The following is a 2,528-nucleotide window of genomic DNA, read 5'->3' on the forward strand; positions in this document are numbered from 1 at the left end:
ATGGCCGGCTCGAGCACCTCCGCGGCTCCGCGCTCGGCTTCCGGAACCTCACGAACTATGTCGCGAGATCCCTGCTCGAGGCCGGAGGCTTCAGAACCCAACTACACCCTTGATTCCGAAGAGCCGTTAATGGCCACAACGTTCGCGCGATTCGGCATAAGTCACTCACCCAGCACGTTGGGGTTGTGAGTCAGGAGCCATACCTCTTTCATGCGACGATCGCGGAGAATCTCCGATATGCCAAGCCGTCCGCCAGCCAACAGGAGCTCGAGCAGGCGTGCATAGCTGCGAACATCCACGAAAGCATAATCAAGTTCGACAGTGGGTACGCTACGGTCGTCGGTGAGCGTGGGTACCGGCTATCAGCGGGAGAAAAGCAGCGGATAGCAATTGCGCGCATCTTGCTTAAGGACCCAGCAGTATTGCTCCTGGACGAAGCAACGAGCGCCCTCGACTCTGTATCTGAGGCCGCTGTACAAGATGCGTTGGACGTGGCCAAGGCCGGCCGCACAACGATTGCGATCGCCCACCGTCTAGCAACGGTGGTTGACGCGGACCAGATCTTCGTCGTCGACGGAGGCAGCATCATCGAACGTGGCAGGCACGCAGAGTTGCTCGAGGCCGGTGGCGCGTACGCTCGCCTGTATCTGGGCCGAGCATCCGACCACGAGGGCGTGTTTCCGAAATCCCGGTAGTGGCTCGTACTGGGATTGTTGAGCAACCCGCGACGCAGTGCTGACGGATGCCAGTGCGAACTTTTCGCCCACTGTTGCCCTCGTTAGGGGTATCGGGGGCGGCCGTTTCGCGATGATCGCTGCGTCATTGAGGGCATCGTCGTCTCGTGGTAGCCGTGGAACGTCGTTGCCGGGCGTGCACCGCTCGTTGGGCCGTGGCAGACGCTATGGAGGCAGCACCGCCGGTAGTCGGTGGCGGTGTGTGGGTTGAATTCACGCCGAGTTGCTCGTTGGTACCGACCCAGCCGGTGAACACCCCACGGACGTTCCGCGCGACTCGGGGGTCTAACGAGTTGCACAAGTCTGTGCATGGAGCCGTGTGATTTCATGATCGGCCGCTCCCGTGGCTGGTTGGACAACAAGGTCCGCAAGCTCGTCTTCGGCCGAAGTGTGCCCATCGTGGCCGTTGATCGGCTCAGGCTAGCCCGCTGTTGACATCACCTTCTGGCTGAAGCATCCACACCCCCTCATGCGTACGGACGGCGGCCACGACTCCCCCGCGACGATCACACCTTCGTAGTTTGCGGAAGTTCCAGCCAACCCCGAGTGGTGGGCAGGCCCACCCGCATGCGGGCATCGCTGCTGATACGGCGATGTCAGCCGTGCTCTTGCGCGTCTACTCTGTCGGCCCGCCCGACCTGAACGTGCGAGGTCCCAGTAGCGAGCGAGACGGGGGAGGCACACATCTGGGGCGCGCCCGACGGCAATACGTCGCACGTGATCGGGGGACGACGGAAGGATTGTGCGACGACGCCCCATGGTCCTGCCCGGTGCAAAGCCGCCAGCCCAAACCGTTGACACAAGCAAGGCCCTGTTAGATACTCAATTCGATGAATCAAAGCGAGCTATCACAGAGACGGGGCCCAGTTGTGAATTTCTGGAGAACAGTTCGAGCCCGGTTCGCGCGTGCGGAAGCGAAGTCGCCCTATCTTCCTCCGGAGGGTCGCTTCACGGGCAGTCTGTTGACTCAGCTTCCAACAATCCGAGGTGAATCGCTCTGGGCCGGCCAAAAGGGCGGAATCGCCGATGTGATGCAGCCCGCAAACCTGTCGGGCAATTTTCACCCGAAATATCCTCTACCGGATGATCCTCGTTCACGTTGAGTGATGGATATGCGGAACAATCAATTATGAAAGGGAGTATAGGGGTGAATGGTGCATCCGTGCTCAGTGAAAAGTGGATCTTCGGCGATGTTGACGAGAATCCGATCGGCATGTTCGAGGACTTCGACTTCCTCTTCGACCCGGAGGCGGTTGCGTCCCTGTCCGTTGTAGGAGCGCGCCCGACGACGGTGGATTGCACCGGGAGCACTTGCGGATGCACCGGACTTTGTACGACCGCGTGCGGGCCGATCACCACGACGGGCGGCTTCTGCGGCTGCTAGTACATAGCGTCCGCGGCAGCAGCGGACATGGGCCCGAACTCCGTGCCATCAGCGGGGCTCGGGCCCGTCTTTGCCGCGGCGATGTCGTCTGATCTGAATGGGCCGTCGTGATCTGTGCCCGGAGCGGCACCTAAGCGTGCGCGGTTGATCCGCCCACACCCCAACAATCAAAAAACGAAAAGGAGAACTCAGATGAGTGGTACATCCGTGCTCAGTGAAAAGTGGATCTTCGGCGATGTTGACGAGAATCCGATCGGCATGTTCGAGGACTTCGACTTCCTCTTCGGGTCAAGCCCCGGGGCGTGGTGTAGCGGTCGGTGATCCTTCTTCGTTTGATGGTTAGGCGCTGAGTTCGAGGAGGGTGTCGGTGTTCACCTCGATTCCGGTGTCGGCGACGAGAGTGAGCCTGG

1 pseudogene is annotated in these 2,528 nt (G+C 60.8%); it reads left to right on the plus strand.

What is annotated here, in order from left to right:
* Positions 1–131: 131 nt before the first annotated feature.
* A pseudogene (locus AC0NZN_RS18305) lies at positions 132–695 on the plus strand (ATP-binding cassette domain-containing protein); the annotation flags it as partial.
* Positions 696–2,528: the final 1,833 nt, after the last annotated feature.

Source organism: Microbacterium sp. sgz311019 (genome assembly GCF_056135325.1).